This window comes from Natrinema sp. LN54 (assembly GCF_052439245.1).
In the GTDB taxonomy this organism is placed as follows: domain Archaea; phylum Halobacteriota; class Halobacteria; order Halobacteriales; family Natrialbaceae; genus Natrinema; species Natrinema versiforme_A.
Map to the genome: position 1 here is coordinate 105,461 of NZ_JBQVRP010000006.1, position 18,236 is coordinate 123,696.

General features: G+C 67.3%; 16 protein-coding genes. 8 read left to right on the top strand and 8 right to left on the bottom strand.

Translation table 11 applies throughout. The annotated features are described in order from the left end of the window. The first annotated feature begins 62 nt into the window (after window positions 1-62). The 3 genes from purL to ACT4ML_RS17630 all read left to right on the top strand — a co-directional run bounded on the left by purL (window position 63) and on the right by ACT4ML_RS17630 (window position 3,808). The gene (gene purL, locus ACT4ML_RS17620) at window positions 63-2,297 is read left to right on the top strand and encodes a phosphoribosylformylglycinamidine synthase subunit PurL (RefSeq protein WP_444722036.1); all 2,235 of its coding nucleotides are present in this window, start codon (window positions 63-65) and stop codon (window positions 2,295-2,297) included. A gap of 170 nt (window positions 2,298-2,467) precedes the next feature. Beyond that, window positions 2,468-3,055, top strand: a complete 588-nt coding sequence (locus ACT4ML_RS17625) for a response regulator (RefSeq protein WP_444722037.1) — start codon at window positions 2,468-2,470, stop codon at window positions 3,053-3,055. A 72-nt stretch (window positions 3,056-3,127) separates the two neighbouring features. Then, the gene (locus ACT4ML_RS17630; RefSeq protein WP_444722038.1) at window positions 3,128-3,808 is read left to right on the top strand and encodes a class I SAM-dependent methyltransferase; all 681 of its coding nucleotides are present in this window, start codon (window positions 3,128-3,130) and stop codon (window positions 3,806-3,808) included. Window positions 3,809-3,840: 32 nt separating this feature from the next. Here the strand turns inward: ACT4ML_RS17630 and ACT4ML_RS17635 are convergent, their stop codons facing one another. Beyond that, window positions 3,841-5,703 carry a PAS domain-containing protein gene (locus tag ACT4ML_RS17635; RefSeq protein ID WP_444722039.1) on the bottom strand — a complete coding sequence of 621 codons (1,863 nt, stop codon included), beginning with the start codon at window positions 5,701-5,703 and terminating at the stop codon, window positions 3,841-3,843. A gap of 237 nt (window positions 5,704-5,940) precedes the next feature. Next, window positions 5,941-7,173, bottom strand: coding sequence for a GNAT family N-acetyltransferase (locus ACT4ML_RS17640; protein ID WP_444722040.1), 1,233 nt, complete (start codon window positions 7,171-7,173; stop codon window positions 5,941-5,943). A gap of 267 nt (window positions 7,174-7,440) precedes the next feature. On the opposite strand from ACT4ML_RS17640, the gene ACT4ML_RS17645 reads away from it, so the two are divergent. Further along, entirely contained in the window at window positions 7,441-8,670 is a 1,230-nt protein-coding gene (locus ACT4ML_RS17645; RefSeq protein WP_444722041.1) for a sensor histidine kinase, read from the top strand. A gap of 95 nt (window positions 8,671-8,765) precedes the next feature. Here the strand turns inward: ACT4ML_RS17645 and ACT4ML_RS17650 are convergent, their stop codons facing one another. The 3 genes from ACT4ML_RS17650 to ACT4ML_RS17660 form a co-directional block, all read right to left on the bottom strand. Continuing rightward, window positions 8,766-9,923 (bottom strand): pyridoxal phosphate-dependent aminotransferase, encoded by a 1,158-nt coding sequence (locus tag ACT4ML_RS17650; protein ID WP_444722042.1) that lies wholly within the window; start codon window positions 9,921-9,923, stop codon window positions 8,766-8,768. A 2-nt stretch (window positions 9,924-9,925) separates the two neighbouring features. Further along, a complete protein-coding gene (locus tag ACT4ML_RS17655; protein ID WP_138245313.1) occupies window positions 9,926-10,411 on the bottom strand; it encodes an Lrp/AsnC family transcriptional regulator in 486 nt (161 codons plus the stop codon). 374 nt (window positions 10,412-10,785) lie between these two features. Continuing rightward, window positions 10,786-11,421, bottom strand: a complete 636-nt coding sequence (locus ACT4ML_RS17660) for a hypothetical protein (RefSeq protein ID WP_444722043.1) — start codon at window positions 11,419-11,421, stop codon at window positions 10,786-10,788. A 117-nt stretch (window positions 11,422-11,538) separates the two neighbouring features. Here ACT4ML_RS17660 and ACT4ML_RS17665 point away from each other — a divergent pair, with 117 nt between their 5' ends. From ACT4ML_RS17665 to ACT4ML_RS17675, 3 genes are all read left to right on the top strand, one after another. Further along, entirely contained in the window at window positions 11,539-12,117 is a 579-nt protein-coding gene (locus ACT4ML_RS17665) for a thioredoxin family protein (RefSeq protein ID WP_444722044.1), read from the top strand. A 93-nt stretch (window positions 12,118-12,210) separates the two neighbouring features. Continuing rightward, entirely contained in the window at window positions 12,211-12,999 is a 789-nt protein-coding gene (locus tag ACT4ML_RS17670; protein ID WP_444722045.1) for an HpcH/HpaI aldolase family protein, read from the top strand. 127 nt (window positions 13,000-13,126) lie between these two features. Beyond that, window positions 13,127-14,287 (top strand): mechanosensitive ion channel family protein, encoded by a 1,161-nt coding sequence (locus ACT4ML_RS17675; RefSeq protein ID WP_444722046.1) that lies wholly within the window; start codon window positions 13,127-13,129, stop codon window positions 14,285-14,287. Between the two features lie 33 nt (window positions 14,288-14,320). Here the strand turns inward: ACT4ML_RS17675 and ACT4ML_RS17680 are convergent, their stop codons facing one another. Next, the gene (locus ACT4ML_RS17680) at window positions 14,321-15,439 is read right to left on the bottom strand and encodes an NADH:flavin oxidoreductase/NADH oxidase (RefSeq protein WP_444722047.1); all 1,119 of its coding nucleotides are present in this window, start codon (window positions 15,437-15,439) and stop codon (window positions 14,321-14,323) included. A gap of 135 nt (window positions 15,440-15,574) precedes the next feature. Here ACT4ML_RS17680 and ACT4ML_RS17685 point away from each other — a divergent pair, with 135 nt between their 5' ends. Next, on the top strand, window positions 15,575-16,447 hold the full coding sequence (locus tag ACT4ML_RS17685) for a BtpA/SgcQ family protein (RefSeq protein ID WP_444722048.1): 873 nt from the start codon (window positions 15,575-15,577) through the stop codon (window positions 16,445-16,447). 17 nt (window positions 16,448-16,464) lie between these two features. On the opposite strand, the gene ACT4ML_RS17690 is transcribed toward ACT4ML_RS17685, so the two are convergent. Beyond that, window positions 16,465-17,703, bottom strand: a complete 1,239-nt coding sequence (locus ACT4ML_RS17690; RefSeq protein WP_444722049.1) for a tripartite tricarboxylate transporter permease — start codon at window positions 17,701-17,703, stop codon at window positions 16,465-16,467. A gap of 159 nt (window positions 17,704-17,862) precedes the next feature. Continuing rightward, entirely contained in the window at window positions 17,863-18,216 is a 354-nt protein-coding gene (rpl12p, locus tag ACT4ML_RS17695) for a 50S ribosomal protein P1 (RefSeq protein ID WP_444722050.1), read from the bottom strand. Window positions 18,217-18,236: the final 20 nt, after the last annotated feature.

Genomic DNA, 18,236 nt, shown 5'->3' on the forward strand with positions numbered 1-18,236 from the left:
AGAGTATCCACGAACGTGCATATAGAAACCCATTTACCGACCGACTTTCACCACCTAGATGAATGAGTCTTGCCGATTCGGACCGCGAACTCGTCGTTTCCGAGCTGGGGCGGGAACCGACTCGAGCGGAGGCGGCGCTGTTCGAGAACCTCTGGAGCGAGCACTGCGCGTACCGCTCCTCGCGACCGCTGCTGTCGGCCTTCGACAGCGAGGGCGAGCAGGTCGTCGTCGGGCCGGGCGACGACGCGGCGGTCGTCGCGTTGGACGACGAGACGTACATCACGCTGGGCATCGAGAGCCACAACCACCCCTCCTACGTCGACCCGTTCGACGGCGCGGCGACCGGCGTCGGCGGCATCGTCCGGGACACGCTCTCGATGGGTGCCTATCCCATCGCGCTCGCGGACTCGCTGTACTTCGGCGAGTTCGACGACGACCACTCGCAGTACCTCTTCGAGGGGGTCGTCGAGGGGATCAGCCACTACGGGAACTGTATCGGCGTGCCGACGGTCGCCGGCAGCGTCGATTTCCACCCCGATTACGAGGGCAATCCGCTTGTCAACGTCGCCTGTGTCGGCCTGACCGACGACGAGCGACTCGTTACCGCCGAAGCCCAAGAACCGGGGAACAAGCTCGTCCTCGTCGGCAACGGCACGGGTCGGGACGGACTCGGCGGCGCGAGCTTCGCCAGCGAGGACCTCGCGGAGGACGCCGAGACCGAGGACCGACCCGCGGTACAGGTCGGCGACCCCTACTCGGAGAAACTGCTCATCGAGGCCAACGAGGCGCTCGTCGACGAGACCCTGATCGAGTCCGCTCGCGACCTCGGTGCCGCCGGCCTCGGCGGTGCCTCGAGCGAACTGGTCGCCAAGGGCGGCCTCGGCGCCGACATCGAACTCGAGCGGGTCCACCAGCGCGAGCCGAACATGAACGCGCTGGAGATCCTGCTCGCCGAATCGCAGGAGCGGATGTGTTACGAGGTCGCACCCGAGAACGTCGACCGCGTGCGCGAGATCGCCGAGCGGTTCGATCTGGGCTGTTCGGTCATCGGTGAGGTCACCGACGGCAACTACACCTGCACGTTCGAGGGCGAGACGGTCGTCGACGTCGACGCCTACTTCCTCGGCGAGGGCGCGCCGATGAACGATCTCGCGTCCGAGGAACCGGCACAGCCGGAAACGGACCGCCCCGAGGTCGGCCTCGAGGCGGCCTTCGACGCCGTCGTCTCGAGTCCGAGCACCGCCTCGAAGCGGTGGGTCTACCGGCAGTACGACCACGAGGTCGGCGTGCGAACGAGCGTCGGGCCGGGCGACGACGCCGCCATCATTGCGGTCCGGGAGGCGAGCGCGGAGCCACGTCGAGGGAACTCGGAGAGTTCCCGACCATTGGAAGACGGAGTCTTCCAAGACTCCGCGGATGAATCGAGCGGCGATAGCCGCGAGATCGGGCAGGGGCTGGCGCTTTCCTCCGGGGCCGCGCCGAACTGGACCGACGCCGCACCCTACGAGGGAGCCCGCGCGATCGCGCTCGAGAACGCGACGAACATCGCGGCCAAGGGCGCGACGCCGCTGGCCGCGGTCGATTGTCTCAACGGCGGCAACCCCGAGAAACCAGACGTGTACGGCGGCTTCACGGGCATCGTCGATGGACTCGCGGAAATGTGCGAGACGCTGTCGACGCCGGTCGTCGGCGGCAACGTCTCGCTGTACAACGACTCCGTCGCGGGGCCGATCCCGCCGACGCCGACGCTGGCGATGGTCGGCGCCAAGGACGGCTACGACGCGCCGCCGCTGTCGGTCGAGTCCGCGGGCGACCTGCTTCTCGTCGGCGACCTCGGCCTCGAGGCCGACGATACTCGCCTCGGCGGCTCCGAGTACCTCGCGCAGTTCGGCGGCAGCGACCGCTTCCCCGAACTGCCCGACGACCCCGCGGGCCTGATCGAGGCGCTCGCCGCGGTCGCCGATGCGGACTCGACGCTCGCGGTCCACGACGTCAGCCACGGCGGACTCGCCGTCGCCCTCGCCGAAATGGTCACCGAGGACGCCGGCCTCGAGGTGTCGATCCCGAGCGAGGACCCCGCGGGCGCGCTGTTCGGCGAACAGCCGGGTCGCGCGCTGATCCAGACCGAGTCCGTCGAGGCAGTTCGCGAGGCGTTCGACGGCGTCGCGCCCGTCGTCGAACTCGGCGCTGCGACCGACGACGGGACGCTCGCAGTCGAGGTCGGCAACCGAACGATCGAGACCGACGCGGCCGCGATCCGCGAGCGACGCGCGACGATCGAACGCGAACTCGAGTGACGACCGCACCGGCGCGACCAATTGAGTCGGATCCGAGTTCCGTTCTCGAGAATCTGCCATGGAAAAGCGGTAATATCCGTCACCACTGCCACGTTCGCCGTCTATTGTCCGACATATTGATATACAATCGCCGCGAGTAGTCCAACGAACCAACAGTTTCGGAGGCTCCGATGACTACCGACACCCCATCCGTCCTGATCGTCGAAGACGAGCCCGATCTCGCGAACCTCTATGCCGCGTGGCTCGAGGAGGAGTGTACCGTCGAGAGGGCCGCCGACGGGGCCGACGCGCTGGCGGCGATCGACGACTCGATCGACGTCGTTCTCCTCGACCGGCGGATGCCGGGGCTCTCGGGGTCGACCGTCCTCGAGACGATTCGGGACCGAGGCCTCGAGTGCCGGGTCGCGATGGTGACGGCGGTCGAGCCCGACTTCGAGATCATCGAGATGGGGTTCGACGACTACCTGGTCAAACCCGTTTCGCAGGACGAACTGGTCGGCGTTATCGATCAACTGCTGCTCCGGACGACCTACGACGAGCAGCTCCGGGAGTTCTTCGCGCTCGCCTCGAAGAAGGCGCTACTGGACGATCAGAAGGACGAGCCCGAACGCCGCTCGAGTCAGGAGTACGCCGAACTCAGAGACCGGCTGGCAGTCCGCCGGGTCGAGGTCGACGACACGATGCAGGAGCTCTTGGCCCGGGACGGCTACCGCCAACTCTGTCGCGATATTGCGAGCGACTCCGTCGTCCGGGAGTGACGGCGTTGTACCTCCTCGAGTCCACAATCGTCTCGTGCGTTCAGTGCGGAGATGCGAGTAACGGAGCCACACATGACCCGATCGAATCGGACCGACGACGCCGTCAAGGACCTCGTCCGACAGCACTGGAACGACCGCGCCGCGACGTTCGACGACGCGAGCCAGCACGGTATCCACACTGACGAACAGCGCGAGCGGTGGCTGTCGGTTTTCCGCGAGTGGACCGGCGACGACCCCCTGCGAGTCCTCGACGTCGGCTGTGGGACCGGAGTCGTGTCGCTGCTGCTGGCGGAACTTGGCCACGACGTTACCGGCGTGGACTTCGCCCCGGAGATGCTCGAGCGTGCACGGACGAAAGCCGAACGGGTCGACCGCTCGGTCGCCTTCCACCGTGGGGACGCGGAGTCGCTCGCGGTTCCCGACGACGCCGTCGAACTGCTCACGGCCCGCCACCTCATCTGGACGCTTCCGAACCCCGGTGCGGCGATCGACGAGTGGCAGCGCGTCGTCGAACCGGGCGGCAGCATCCTCCTGATCGAGGGGTACTGGGACCACGACGAGCCGTGGGACGAGTACGAGGCAATCCACGACGAGTTGCCGATGTACGACGGCCGCCCGCCCGCCGACCTCCGCGAGTTCCTCGCGCGGAACGGCCTGACGGAGATCGAGCACGAACCGCTGTCGGACCCGGCGCTGTGGGGCCGAGAGCCCCACTACGAGTATTACGTCATGACCGGAACGGTCCCCCGCTAAGCAGTCCGCCTCGCTCTTCTCGTCCCGGCCGCCTACTCGAGGCGGCGCTCGAGGGTCGTCACGTCCCGGATCTCGACCCGGGTCCCGCCGTTCGCGCCGTTGGAGACGGTACACTCCCAGTCGTGGGCTTCGGCGATGGCCCGGACGAGAGCGAGGCCGAGCCCGTCGATCGCGGTGTCGTCGTCGTGGGTCGGATCGAGCACGCGGTCGTGTGCGTTCGGGGGGATTTCCGCGGCGTCGTCGAGGAGGAAAAAGCCGCGACTGCCGCCGTCCTCGAACCCGACGAGGCCGATCTGAATCGTCACGTTCACGTCGCCGTCGGCCCGCGCGACGGCGCTGTCGAAGGCCGTCTCGAGGAGGTGGACGAAGCGGTCGGGATCGGCCCGGAGCGCGGCCGAGCCGTCGACGATGACGCTGTCCGCGTCGAGGCGCGACTCGCTGACGGCGTCGGTGATCGCCGACTCGAGGCGGAGCCGACTGCGGGTGCCGACGGCCGAGGCGTTCCGGGCGAACTCCCGGACGTCGTCGACGAGCCCCTCGGCGCGGTCGAGCGTCGTTTCGACGGTGTCCTCGGCCAGCGGGAACTCCCACTCGTCGGCCGTGTCGTCCTCGAGCGCGTCGGCGACGGCCGTGAGTTGGTCTTTCAGATCGGTCGAGAGCACGTCTGCGACGGCCTCGAGGCGCTCGGTCTGGCGCTCGAGTTCGGCGGTTCGGTCCCGCAGGACCCGTTCCCGATCGGCCCGATCGAGGGCGGCCCGCGTGTTCTCGACGAGCGTCGAGATGAGGTCCACGTCGGTCTCGTCGAACTGATGCGGATCGAGCGCGCCGGTCATGAGAACGCCGTGGGTGCCGATCGGGGCGATGATCTCCGATCGCAGCGGCGTGTCCGGATTGTAGAGTTCCCCGACGGTCTCGAGGTCGTCGAACCGTTCGACCTCGCCGGCCTCGAAGACGTCCCAGACGAGGCCTTCGCCGGGGTTGAACCGCGGCAGGCCGCCGAACTCGTCGTGTGCGCCGGCGGTCCCGGCCACGGGCTCGAGATAGCCCTGTTCCTCCTCGAGCAGCCAGACGCCGCTGATGGGGAGATCGAGCAGGTCGCCGCCGGCGTGGACCGAGATCGCACAGATCTCTTCCGGATCGTCGGACTCGAGGAGCCAGCGGGTGATCTCGTGGAGCGACGTGACGACGCGATCGTACTCGTGTTGGTCGGTGATATCGCGAACGACGGCGGCGACGGTCGCGGTGTCGTCCTCGATCGGGACGAACCGGAACTCGCCCATCCGGTCGTTACCGTCAGGGCCGGTGTAGGGGAGTTCGAGTTGTCGCCGATCCGCGTTGCCGACGTCGACGTCGGTGATCGCCCGCCCGATATCGACGGCGTGCTGGTCGTCGATACCCGCCAGTTCGGTCAGGGTTTCGATGTGCTCGCCGTCCAGCGCCGACCGATCCGCGCCGAGGAGGGTTTCGGTCGCGCCGTTGATCGCGACGATTTCGCGGTTGCGATCGAGCGTGATGACGGCGTCGCGGATCGCCTCGACGACGGCGGCGTGCTGGGCCACCGTCGTCTCCTGTGCCCGCCGCTCGGTAACGTCGCGCATGTACACCGACAGCCCGGTCGTCGACGGGTAGGCCCGCGCTTCGAACCACGTCTCGAGGTGCGTGTGATAGATCTCGAAGGAGACCGGGACCTGTTCGTCCATCGCGCGGTGGAACCCGTCCGGGAACTGCGTCTCGACGGTCTGGGGGAACTCGTCCCACATGACCCGTCCGATCAGGTCCTCGCGGGAGCGCTTGAGCAGCGTTTCGGCCCGCTCGTTGAGATACGTGAACCGAAAGCCGGTATCGAGCGCGAAAAAGGCGTCCGTCACCCGGTCGACGATCGGCACGGATCGCATGGTCACGACTCGCCACCCCCATCGGACGACGGATTCGTCCCCCCTTCGTCTCCGTGGCAATCGCCTCTCGCGGCCGTTGACATCATCGACAGACAGTCAGCACATAGTTTGTGAAACCCCTATTTGAGTGTCGTGGCCGAGCGGTGGCATGACTCTCAGTCACATGGTTCGCCGCCCGGTCGCGAATCCCATCCGTCATCCCGAACCGAATGGACTCCCCGCGAACCGCCGACCTGCTCAGAACCGGTCTCCGAGAAAGACCGTCGTTTCGGGAAACAGCGCCGACATCGTCTCGAGCGACGACGCGTCCGTCGTCTCGAGTCGTCCCGTTCGCTCGAGAGCGGCCGCGGACTGGAACCCGACGACGAGCTGTGAGAGCGCGCCGATATCGAGGCGAACGTCGAACTCCGACTGTGGCTCCGAGCGATCGCGCAGCCGGCGACAGTCCGCGCGACCGTCCGAGACCGCAAGTCGGAACGTGCCGTCGTTCCACTCGGCGAGCGGGTCCTCGACGGCGATCGTCACGGTCGCGTCGCGGTCGGGGTAGGCGACTGCGGACAGCGTCTCCGCGACGTCGACGACGCGGACCATCGGCCCGTCCGCGACGGTCGTCTCGATCTGGTCCGGCTCTCGAGCGATCGCACGAAGCGGCACGTCGTCGGGCACGCGGAGGCGAACGCGCTGAACCTGTGACTCGTGATCGTAGCAAAAGGACAGCAGCGCCAGCACGGCGTCGTGATCGATGGCGGCGAGTTCGGAGACGACCATCGTCCGATCGCCGTCCGTCCCGTCCATCGTGTAGACGAGGTATCCCCGTACCTGCCCGTCGCGCTCGTACGCGTAGACGAAGGGGTCCCGCTCGGAGCCGGCGAAGACACGGTGTCGCCACCACTCCTCGTCGCGCTCGAGGGGGAGCGAGTACCGGTCGGCGTACGTCTCGTAGGCCGGTTCGAGCGCCTCGTACTCGTCGGCCTCGAGTCTGCGGAACGACCCCGCGTCCCGGTCGACGGCGTCGGCCGGGACGGAGAGCACGCTCGGGTCGCACTCGTGAGTGACGAGCCGAGTGCAGGTATCCCAGCCGTACTGCCGGTAGAACCGATACCGGAACGGCCACAGGACCGAGAACCGCACGTCGTGATCGCGGTACTCGGCGAGCGACCGGGCGAGCAACTGCCGGACGTAGCCGCGACGGCGGTACTCGGGCGGGGTCGCGACCGACGCCAGCCCGGCGGTTCGATGAACGTCGCCGCGGACGCGCGACTCGAGCCAGTAGTGCCGACAGACGCTGCGCGGCTTTGCGTCGTCAGCCGCCCCGTCCTCGTACACGCCGCGCCGGGAGCCGAGGGTGTCCCGCGGCGTTTCGTGGTCCGCGGGATCGTACGCCGGAACCCCCTCTTCGGGCCGGAACGCGTAGCTGCGATACTCGTGGAACACGTCCCGTTCGTCCGGAATGGGACGATAGTCGACCATACTACGGAGAGCGCGGGCGACCGAGAAAACTGTTGGCGAAAGCGACGGGAGACTTCGACGGTCGATTCGCGGAAACGCGGCGACGGGTCGTCGGAACGCGACCTCGAGACGCCGAACGGTCAGGAGAGCATTTACTGCCGGCGCGGTATCGACCACGTGCTCGGGCACGCACTCTCCGACGTGGAGGCTCCGCCCGAATAGACTACTTAAACAGATTGTATACTAAAAAGGGAGATAGAACCGTATCGGCCACCGCAGATAGCTATAGTGGTTGGGACTCCCGGCGGCTCCGAAACGGTGCTCGAATCGGACCAGCGTGACGCCAGTGGCTGGCGTCACGTGATTCCCGCACTGGGTGTCCTCCTTCTCATCGCTGCGGCCGGCAAATCGATCAGCGAACTGGCCGGTGACGGGCTGTTTCTGGAAGCAGTGCTCGATTTCGCTCTCATCAGTTTTCCGGGAATCGTGATGCTGTACATCGGACGCTGGTTACCCCATTCGGGCATCGAGCCCGAATTCTATCGCCGTATCGTACTGTGGATTCTCGGGAGCGTTGCGGTCATGGCCATCGTTCTCGGCCTACGGGTGCTACACCCCGGCGTCACCGTCCAGTTCACGTTCGGGACGCAAGCGGTCCTGTTATCGATCGGCTCCCTCGCGGGACTGGGGATCGGCGTCCACGAGGCGCGGGCGCTCACCAACGCCAAAACCCTCGCGGAGCAAAACGAGACGCTGCAACGGACCGAACGGCGCCTCGAGGAGGCGGTGGCAGAGTTAGAGGACTCGAACGAGCGACTGGAACAGTTCGCGTACGCCGCCTCGCACGACCTTCAGGAACCGCTCCGCATGGTGACGAGCTATCTGCAACTCATCGAGACGCGATACGCCGACGAACTCGACGCGGACGGGGAGGAGTTCATCGAGTTCGCCGTCGACGGGGCCGACCGGATGCACGCGATGATCGACGGATTACTCGAGTACTCCCGAGTCGAAACGGGGGGCGATCCGTTCGAACCGACGGATCTCGACGCCGTCCTCGACGACGTGCTCACCGATCTGCAGTTCAAGATCGACGACGCCGACGCCGAGATCACGCGGGAGTCACTCCCCACTGTCGACTGCGACGAGCGCCAGTTGCACCAGCTCTTCCAGAATCTGGTGAGCAACGCGATCGACTACAGCGGCGACGGCTCGCCGCGGGTCCACGTCTCGGCGGTCCGGGAGGGCGACGAGTGGACGATTTCAGTGCGCGACGACGGGACCGGTATCGACGCCGACGATACCGACCGCGTGTTCGAGATCTTTCAGCGCGGCCACTCGAGCGGCGAACAGGCCGGTTCGGGGATCGGGTTGGCGCTGTGCAAACGGATCGTCGAACGCCACGACGGGGCGATCTGGGTCGATTCGGAGCGGGATGTCGGCTCGACGTTTCGCTTTACCCTTCCGCCGGGTGCCGACCCGGTGGACGCTCCCGATGCCGCCGCACAGTGTGCGTAACCGATGCGCTACCCGGCCCACGCCGTTTCGCTACGTACAATCCTCCGAAAACTCGAGCGATCAGCAATGCGATCGCGCGCCGAGAACTCCGGCAGTCAGACGTGTTCTTCGACGAAGGCCTCGATCCGGTTCAGCGCCTGCCTGAGATCCTCGAGCCCGGTCGCGTAGGAGATCCGCAGGTGACCCTCGCCGCCGTCGCCGAAGACGTCGCCGGGGACGACCGCGACGCCCTGCTCGCGCAGGACTTCCTCGGCGAACTCCTCGGCGGTAAAGCCCTCGGGGACCTCGGGGAAGCAGTAGAACGCGCCCTTGGCCTCGAAGACGTCCAGCCCGATATCGCGGAATCGCGAGAGGACGAACTGCCGGCGACGGTCGTACTGGTCGACCATCTCTTGGACCTCGTTCGCACAGGAGTCCAAGGCCTCGAGGGCGGCGTGCTGGGCCGTCGTCGGCGCGGACAGCATCGTGTACTGGTGGATCTTGTTCATCGCGCCGATCGCGTCGGCGGGGCCGAGGGCGTAGCCAAGTCGGAGGCCGGTCATCGCGTGGGCCTTCGAGAAGCCGTTGAAGACGATGGTGCGCTCACGCATCCCCTCGAAGCTCGCGATCGAGGTGTGCTCGCCGTCGTACGTTAGCTCCGCGTAGATCTCGTCCGAGAGGACCGTCAGGTCGTGCTCGCGGGCGAAGTCGGCGATCGGCTCGAGGTCTTCGGCGGGCATGATCGCGCCCGTCGGGTTGTTGGGATAACAGAGGACCAGCATGTCCGCGTCGGCCGCGCCGGCCTCCTCGAGGCCCTCGACGGTGAGCCGGAAGTCGTCTTCCTCTTTCGTGGGGACCGGCAGCACCTCGCCGCCGGCGAAGACGACGCCGGGCTCGTAGGAGATGTACGACGGCTGGGCGATCGCGACCGTGTCGCCGGGGTCGACGAACGCTCGGAAGGCGAGATCGACCGCTTCGCTCGCGCCGGCGGTGACGATGATCTCCTCGTCGGGGCCGTAGCCCAACTCGAACCGGTCGGCGACGTAGTCCGCGATCGCCTCGCGGAGTTCGCGCTTGCCCCGGTTGGCCGTATAGGAGGTCTTGCCCTGCTCTAAGGACGTGATCGCCGCGTCGCGGGCCGCCCACGGCGTCGCGAAGTCGGGTTCGCCGACGCCGAGCGAGATGACCTCGTCGCGTTCCTCGGCGATCTCGAAGAAGCGGCGAATGCCCGAGGGCGGCACCGTTTGCACGCGGTCTGACAGTTCGAACGTCATGGTCAGGGTGAGAACGAGAGGCGGTCGTCGCCCTCGCCGTCGCCGAGTTCGATCCCGTTCTCCTTGTAGGAGGTCATCACGTAGTGGGTGACCGTCTGGGTGATCTCGGGGACCGGCGCGACCTTCTCGCTGATGAACTGCGAGACCTCGCGGATGGAGTCGCCCTCGACCTCCATATCGAAGTCGTAATCGCCGCTGATCAGCCGCAGGGCTTTGACCTGCGGGAACCGTGCGAGGCGCTCAGCGATGTCGTCGTAGCCCGTCTCGCGGTCGAGCGTGACGTTCAACTCGACCTCGGCTCGGACGCGTTCGTCTTCCAGTTTGTCCCAGTCGACGACCGCCTGGTACCCCCGGACGACGCCCGCTGCCTCGAGCTCCTCGATGGTCGCCTCGACCTCGGCTTCCTCGAGGTCGGTCATTCGCGCGATATCCGCCGCGGAGTAGCGCGCGTTCTCACGAAGCAACTCGAGCACCTCGCGTTCGCTCATATGCACCCTCATCGCAGGGTGGGCAAAAAGGCGTTGCTACTCGCCGTCGATTTCGGCGCTGGTCGGAACCTTGCTGGAGAACGGCTGCATAGGCGCTGAATAGACGCTTCCCGGAACCGCTGCCCTAATGCAGCGACGACTCACAGCGCGGACAGATCCGCGACTGCATCGGCACGCGTCGATTGCAATTGGGGCAGGTAATCTCTTCCTCGAGCTGGAACCAATGTGGACGACTCATCGTTGCCGGTCCGAGAGTTCCACGTCCGTCTTATAATACTCACTGCACGGGATGCTGACTGTAACGACGACGTGCTAGTCACGTCGTTTGATATCCGGCCGACGACTCGCTTTCGAACGCGAGCGCTCACTGAGCGCTACCGGTAGTTCTTGAACAGCAGCGCGCGCACGTCGTCTTTCGTCTGGACCTGCTCGGTCGAACCGTCCGGGAGTTCGACGGTGTACCGGTAGTCCGCCGAGTCCGACTCGTCCCACTTGTCGTCGTGGGTCTCGAGCAGGCTCATCATCTCGTCTAACATATCGTCGTCGTCGGCCGAGCCGTCACCGTCGCCGTCGCCGCTTTCGTCGCTGTCGTCTGCGGTCTCGTCGGCTTCGTCGGCCTCGGTTTCGTCGGCGGACCCATCGGTCGGTTCGGCTTCGCTCGAGCCGTCGTCCGTCCCGTCAGATTCGGAATCGGGGTCGTCGGCCTCCTCGTCGAGAACCTCGTCGGCCGCCGGAGCCTCGCCTTCGACGTAGGAGACCTCCTCGAGTTCGTGGGGATCGTCGTCGCCCTCGATCGCGGCCCCGACGGACGCGGCGACGTCGTCGGTCGCCGAGGAGTCGAACTCGCCGTCGACGTCGATCTCGATGTCCTCGTCGAGGTTATCGATCAGGAACTGGACGGCGTCGCGTTCGCGGACGAAGCCGTACTTGCCGACGACCGAGTCGGAGATTTCCTCGCGGAGGTGCTGGATGAACGCGTACTGTTCGTCGGTGACCTCGAGCGTCTTCATACCCAGTCGATGCGGCCGGGGGTACAAATATGTAAGTCGTCCCGGTCGTTGCCCGCGCTCGAGCGAGGCGACTGCCCGAACGTGATCATTAAGGACGAACGATTCGAAGTATCCGATATGGTTCTCCAAGAGTCCGAGTCGGAACTCGAGGCCGGCGACCCCGCGCCGGCGTTCGAACTCGAGGGCGTCGGCGGCGAGACGTACTCCCTCGAGAGCTTCGCCGACGACGAGGCGCTGCTGGTCGTGTTCACGTGCAATCACTGTCCGTACGCGCAGGCGAAGTTCGACCTGCTGAACGAACTGGCCGCGGAGTACGACGACGTGTCGGTCGTCGGGATCAACTCGAACGACGCCGAGGAGTACCCGGAGGACTCCGTCGAGAAAATGCGGGAGTTCGTCGCCGACGGGAAAATCCAGTACGACGCCTACCTCCGGGACGAGAGTCAGGCGGTCGCCCGCGAGTACGGCGCGGTCTGTACGCCGGACCCGTTCCTGTTCGAGAACACGGCGGCGCGGGCCGACGGCGCCGAGTTCCGACTGGCCTACCACGGCCGACTCGACGACGCCCCGAACCCCGACGACGAGCCGAGCCGGTTCGAGATCCGCGAAGCGATCGACGCCGTGCTGGCCGGCGAGGACGTCGACCTCGAGTGGCAGCCCTCTCGGGGTTGTTCGATCAAGTGGAAAGACGAGTAAGCCGTTTTCACCCGCCGTTTTAGCCCGGGCAACCCGGAAACTGCGTCGTTCGGCCCCAGACTTTAGTCGCCCGTCGGTGTGGAAGACAGCGGTATGAGTCAGGAACCGCGCGGTAACGCGCTCCGCGAGACGCTCGAGAACGACGAGGTCGCGCTGGGCGTCCTCGAGAACACGTACAGCCCGGCGGTCGTCGAACTCTACGCGGCCCTCGGCGCGGACTTCGTCTGGATCGACCTCGAGCACGGCGGGCCGAGCCCGCGGGACGCGGAGACGCTGGAAGCGCTCCTGCGGGCGGCCGACGGCACCGACACGGAGCTACTGGTACGCGTGCCCGACACCGATCCGTCGCTGGTCCGGAAGGTACTGGACGCGGGCGTTCGGAACGTGTTCCTCCCGCGGGTCGGCAGCAGCGAGGAACTCGAGGCCGCGGTGCGTGCCGGCCGGTTCGAGTACGACGGCGAGCCCGGCCGGCGCGGGATGGCGAACCCGCGCGCGAGCCGTTGGGGGCTGACCGACGACTACGCGACGAGCGAAGACGACTCGGTCGTCGTCGGCGTCACGATAGAGACCGCGTCGGCGCTCGACGACCTCGAGTCGATCCTCGAGGTCCCGGAACTCGGGTTCGTCTTCATCGGTCCGCTGGATCTCTCGGTCTCGCTCGGCCATCCCGGCGAATTCGATCATCCCGAGGTCGAGGAAGCCGTCGAGACGATTCGGTCGGCGGCCGTCGACGCGGGCGTACCGGTCGGCGGGCTCGGGTTCGGGATGGACGACGTCAACGAGAAAGCGCGGAACGGCTACCAACTGCTGAACATCGGGACGACGACCGGCGCGTTACAGTCCTCGGTCACCGGCTGGCTGGACGACTACGACGGCCGATAACCGACTCCTAACCCCCGTTGGCCGTCTCTCGGCGATCGTCCGGCCGACGAGACCGACTGGAAGCGATGGGGGGTTGCAACTGCTGGGGAGGGCCTCAAATACGCCGACTCGCTATCATCGACGCCGAATGTTTCGTGTCCTCTCGAGTCCCTTTCCGCTTCGATCGTTCCTGCGACCGGAGCCGATCCCGTGGTTTCAGGAGACCTACCTGTCGTCGTTCGAGGCGCAGGTGGTCGCGACCCTGCTGGTCGTCGCGTTGCTCCCCGTCGGGATCAGGGGTGCCTCGTACGTCCGCTCGATGGTCCGCCGTCGCAACGGCAGGCAACTCGCCGAAGCGAGCGCCGTCCTCGTGCTCGCGATCGTCGTGGTCCTCTCCGTCTACGCGTTCAGCGTGATCTGGCAGGTTACCTACGTGCTCAGGATCACCCTCGAGACGATGCTGATCGACCGGTGGCTCGCCGCCCAGCAACTGATCAGCGCCGGGGTGGTCGTCACCGCCTACCTCGCGATCAGGTTCGTCAATCGATCGATCGACAAGCTGGCCCAGACGAACGCGCTCACCAAACACCAGAGCGAGGTCGCCTATCACGTCACGGATATCGGGATCGTCGCCTTCGCCGGGACCGTCTTGCTCACCCTCTGGGGGATCGACCTGACCAATATCTTCATCGGCGCGGGCGCGATCACGGCGGTCGTCGCCCTGACGGCTCGCGAAACGCTGACGGCCATGCTCGCCGGATTCATCCTGCTGTTCTCGCGGCCGTTCGCCGTCGGCGACTGGATCGAGGTCGACGAGACGACCGGCATCGTCACCGACGTCACCATCTTCACGACCAAGATCCAGACGTTCGGCGACAAGCACGTCCTCGTCCCCAACGATCAGGTCACGAACAGTCCGCTGACGAACTACTCGAAGAACGACCAACTCCGGATCGACGTCGATGTCGGCGTCGACTACACCGACGACCTCGAGGACGCCAGATCGGCTATCGTCGACGCCGTCGGCGACCTCGAGGAGATCAAGAACGCGCCCAACCCGCAGGTGATCGCGAAGCGGTTCGACGAGTCGGCGGTGGTCCTCGAGTGTCGCGTCTGGATCGGCGATCCGACGATGCGGCGCAAGCTCGACGCCCAGACGGCGATGATCGAGGCGATCATGGACGCGTTCGACCGCGAGGGGATCACGATCCCCTACCCCCAACGGGTCCACGCCGCTCGCGACGAGCCCGGGTTTCGGGTGAGCGGCCCGAATCCCGAAGAGACGGGGATCAGAACGGTCAACGACTGAGCGGGCGGCTCCCGTCGCGATCGAGAGCGGTGGCTACCGCTGGACCGCGCGACGGTACTGGATCGGCCACTCCTTCGCGGCCGCCTCGGGATCGCGCTCGAGGTCGCCGGCCGCGCGCAGCCCGAAGTACGGATCGCGGAGGAACTCCCGACCGACGAGGACGAGGTCGGCCCGGCCGTTCCGGACCAGCGCGTCGGCCTGTTCGGGTTCAGTGACGCCGCCGACCGCGCCGACGGCGATATCGGCACCCTCGCGGACTCGCTCGGCCAGCGGCACCTGGAAGTTCGGCCCCGCCGGGGGAGCCTGTTCGGGGTGGAGCCCGCCCGAACTGACGTCGACCAGATCGACGCCCAGTTCGGCGAGGTCGTCGGCCAGTCGCACCGACTGCTCGATGTCCCACGAGTCGCGGTCGTCGAGCCAGTCCGTGCCGGAAATACGGACGAACACCGGCTTGCCGTCCGGCCAGACCTCGCGGACGGCCTCGACCACTTCGCGGACCAGCCGCGTCCGGTTCTCGAAGCTGCCGCCGTAGTCGTCCTCGCGGGTGTTGGTGACCGGCGAGAGGAACTCGTGGAGCAGGTAGCCGTGTGCCGCGTGGACTTCGGCGATCTCGAACCCGGCCTCAAGCGAGCGCTCGGCCGCGGCGCGGTAGGCGTCGATCACGCCCTGAATGTCCTCGGCGTCGGCCTTCCGCATCGCCGGCCGGTCGCCGTCGAACGGCGGATAGGCATCCGGCGACGGCGAGAGGACTTCCCAGCCCGACGCGCCGTCGGGATCGGTCTCGTCCGGCCCGATCGGGAGGTTGCCGTCCCACGGGCGCTTCTTGCTGGCCTTGTGGCCCGCGTGGGCGAGCTGGATTCCCGGCACCCCGCCCTGCTCGCGGACGAACTCGGTGATCGGCTCGAGCGCGGCCGCGTGCTCGTCGCTCCAGATGCCGAGGTCGTGGGGGGTGATCCGGCCGTCGGGGGAGACGGCGGTCGCTTCGGTCATGACGATGCCGGCCCCGCCGACGGCCCGGCTCCCGAGGTGGACGCGATGCCACTCGGTCGGCAGCCCGTCGGGGTCACAGGAGTACTGACACATCGGCGAGACGGCGATTCGGTTCGATGCCTCGATATCGCCCACCGACAGCGGAGAGAGTACGTCGGTCATCGACCGGCCGTTGTCACGGCGGCGGGAAAACGGCCGTGAACGGGGATGGCATTGCCGCCTACTGTGCCACTACGTCGCAGATCGCACCGCGGCGGTCCCACGACCACTTATCCCGATCGCGGGCAGAAAGTCGGTATGACCGCCTCGAGTCCGTTCGATGCAAGCCCGCCCGTTTCGGCCCTGTTCGAGACTGACTGCCCAGTCATCGGCATGGTTCACCTCCCGCCGTTGCCCGGCGCACCGGGGTTCGGCGACGGGGCCGAAGACGGCCGCGAAGCCGTCCGCACCCGCGCGCTCGAGGACGCCGCCCGACTCGAGGCGGGCGGGATCGACGGCATCATCCTCGAGAACTTCGGCGACGCCCCGTTCTATCCCGAGGACGTGCCGAAACACGTCGTCGCGGAGATGACCGCCCTCGCGACGGCGCTGACCGATGCCGTCGACGTACCGGTCGGGGTCAACGTGCTTCGCAACGACGCCGCCGCGGCGCTGTCGGTCGCCGCGGCCGCCGACGCCGACTTCGTCCGCGTCAACGTCCACGTCGGCAGCGCCGCGACCGATCAGGGGATCCTCGAGGGCCGCGCCCACGAGACGCTTCGGTTGCGCGAGCGACTCGAGGCCGACGTCGCGATCCTCGCTGACGTCCACGTCAAGCACGCGACGCCGATCGGCGAGACCGAGATCGGACGCGCGGCCCGCGAGACGGTCGAGCGCGGCGGGGCCGACGGCGTCATCGTCTCCGGCCCCGGAACCGGCGCGGAAACGCCGCTCGCAGATGTCGAGCGCGTCGCCGAGACGCTTGACGGTCCCGACGGCGACCGCGCGCCGGTGTTCGTCGGCAGCGGCGTGACGAGCGAAACGGTCGCCGACTGTCTCGAGGCGGGCGCGGACGGCGTCATCGTCGGTACTGCCCTCAAACGGGCCGGCGAGACGACGAATCCCGTCTCGCGGGAGCGCGTCGAGAGACTCGTGGCGGCCGCTGGAGCGACCGTCTCGAGCGACGACTGAATCCGGTCGCCGGCGAGTCAGAGGCCCAGCATCAGCGGCCCGATCAGTACGCCCATCAGGTGCACTCGACGGCATCGCAATCGGACCGGGACCAGTCCGATCACGGTCGCTGCGGCGAAGATCGCGACGCCGAGCGGGCCGGTAAACAGGTACGAGAGGACGAGCAGCAGGGCGAGAACGGCGGCCGAGATCTTCCAGTAGGTGAGCCGGCCGACCAACTCGAGATAGGCGTCCCCGACGACGATCACGAGCGCGAAGCCGAGCAGGCCCGCGAGGACCACGCCCGCGAGCAGGATCGGCAACTCGAGCGGCGCGGCCGTTTCCTCGAAGGCGACCAACACGCCGGTTCGGGGCTGACCGAGGGCGACCAGCGCGAACAGCGCGAAGATGGTGTTCGCCGTGTCGACGCCGCTGGTCGCGACGATGTAGCCGCGGTCGCTGGCCCCGTCCGGGACGACCGCCAGCACCGCGACGGCGGCGATGGCCGCCGAAATCCCCGGGATGTAGCCGACCACGGCACCCGCCAGCGCGCCGGCGACCGCCGTCGTCCCGACGAACCGCCGAGACGTCGTGACCCCCTCATCGTCCTGTGGCGGAATACCGCTCCCGCGAATCGCGTCGATCAGTACCGGCGCACCGAAGAGTCCGGCGAAGAGTGGCGCGAGGGTGCCGCCCGCCTCGAGCGGGGCGTCCGCCGAGAGGTCGAGCGTGAGCGCGCCGAGGCCGGTCGCGAGCGCGAACGAGGACAGCCCGCCGAACCGGCCGCGCCACGTTGGCTCCGAGGCGATCAAGGCGACCGCGACCATCGCGAGAACGAGCGACAGGTGCGCCCGAATCGTCGGATAGGCGGCCGTCACGGCTCGAGTCACGGGTAGGGCGAGCGGGACCGCCGCGAGCACGGCGAGGACGCTGCCGAGCGCGGAGAGTCGGATCGCTTCGGAGCCCCGGCCCTCGAGTACCAGCCGATGGCCCGGCAGCGCGGTGATCGCCATCTCGGCGTCGGGCACCCCGAGCGCCATCGCTGGGACCGCGTTCAGGAAGGTGTGGACGACGCCCGCGGCGAGCATCGCACAGCCGACGAACAGCGGCGGGCCGGGAACCGACGGCGCGACCCCCGCGAGCAGGAACGCGAAGTTGTTGGCGTGGAGCCCCGGAACGAGCCCGCTACAGCCGCCGAGCAGCGAACCGGCGAGCACCCACGCGAGGAGTTGCAGTGTCAGCGCCGGCTCGGTGACGACCTCGACTGAGGCGGGCATCGGCGGCTCTGGCCGCGCCCTCGTTTATAGGCTCTCGGATCGGCACTCGCCGCTCGAGCCAGCAGCCGGGCTGGTCCGAGACGGACGGCGTCGCCACTCGCCCTCGAGTCGAAAGAAAAATCGGTGTTGACAGCTCGTCGAAACCGGATCGACGCGACGTTATCCGAAGAGTTCGCCGAGGCCTTCGCCGTCTGCCTCGTCGTCGTCATCGTCGTCGTCCGTCGTGTCCGGCACGTCGCTGGTCTCTTCGGCTTCCTCGTCGGCTTCGTCGCCGCCTTCGTCAGCGGCGGCCTCGCCACCCGCGGCACCGCCTGCGGCGGCCCCGCCAGCGGGGACGGCTGCGGCCTCGGAGACTGCCTCGTCGATGTCGACGTCCTCGAGCGCGGCGACGAGCGCCTTGACTCGGGACTCTTCGACGTCGACGCCGGCGGCGTCGAGCACGTTCGTCAGGTTGTCTTCGTTGATCTCTTCGCCCGATTCGTTCAGGATGAGTGCAGCGTATACGTATTCCATTGTTGTGTCCTCGTGTAGTC